This is a genomic window from Desmonostoc muscorum LEGE 12446, from assembly GCF_015207005.2.
Taxonomy (GTDB): domain Bacteria; phylum Cyanobacteriota; class Cyanobacteriia; order Cyanobacteriales; family Nostocaceae; genus Nostoc; species Nostoc muscorum.
Map to the genome: position 1 here is coordinate 1 of NZ_JADEXS020000012.1, position 1013 is coordinate 1013.

Annotated in this window: 1 protein-coding gene and 1 pseudogene; both read left to right on the forward strand. The window is 40.7% G+C overall.

Features of this window, described 5'->3' with window-relative positions:
* On the forward strand, positions 1-720 hold a 720-nt coding region (locus IQ276_RS39955; RefSeq protein ID WP_235116540.1), incomplete at its 5' end, for an o-succinylbenzoate synthase.
* Positions 705-1013: pseudogene (locus tag IQ276_RS39960) on the forward strand (hypothetical protein); the annotation flags it as partial. The gene IQ276_RS39955 and the pseudogene IQ276_RS39960, both read left to right, overlap by 16 nt.

The following is a 1013-nucleotide window of genomic DNA, read 5'->3' on the forward strand; positions in this document are numbered from 1 at the left end:
GGGGGAGATGGGGGAGATAGGGGAGATAAGTTTATAACTTCTAACTCCTCACTCCTAATTCCTAACTCTTCCCTTCCCTACAGTGTCTTACTACCAGCTGGGGAAGCGGCTTTAAGTCAATGGGAAAGTTTATGGCAGCAAGGATATCGCACGTTTAAATGGAAAATTGGTGTGAATGCGATCGCTGATGAACTCAAAATTTTTGAGTCATTGACACAGACTTTACCACCTTCTAGCAAACTGCGATTAGATGCTAACGGTGGACTCAACTATGAAGAAGCTAACTTATGGCTGTGGACTTGCGACAATCTCAAAGCGAATAAAAAACTACCTCTAGAAATTGAATTTATCGAACAACCATTACCCGTTGAACAATTTCAGGGAATGTTGGAATTGAGTATGTGTTATGCAACTGCGATCGCTTTAGATGAATCTGTGGCCACACTAGGGCAACTCATTGCTTGTTATGAGCAAGGTTGGCGAGGAATTTTTGTGATTAAACCTGGGATAATTGGATCGCCATCTCGTCTGAGAAACTTTTGCCAACAACATGAAATTGATGCTGTTTTTTCATCAGTCTTTGAAACTGCGATCGCCAGACTTGCAGCACTCCAACTAGCAGCAGAATTATCCCGAAATAACAGGGCAGTTGGTTTTGGCATCGACCACTTTTTTGCACAAGAAGATACATGGCTTCAAAGTCTATGGAAAAACCTTTAGACTGTCTTAATAACCTAGCTGAAAATGATTGGTTGATTGGTTACGACAGCCGTCATTTTAATCAATTATCTCAAGAATTATATTTACAACTAATAAATTTATCAACGTCTGAAACGCCACCAAAAATCATCTTAGCTGAACGCGAACCAGTAAAGTTTTTAGCAAGTTTTATTGCAGCTTGTGCAGCTAATTGCCCAATTTTCCTTTGTAACCCCGACTGGGGAACCCAAGAATGGCAACAAGTCCTTGATTTAGTGCAGCCAGATATTATTTTGGGAATGGGGAATAGGGAA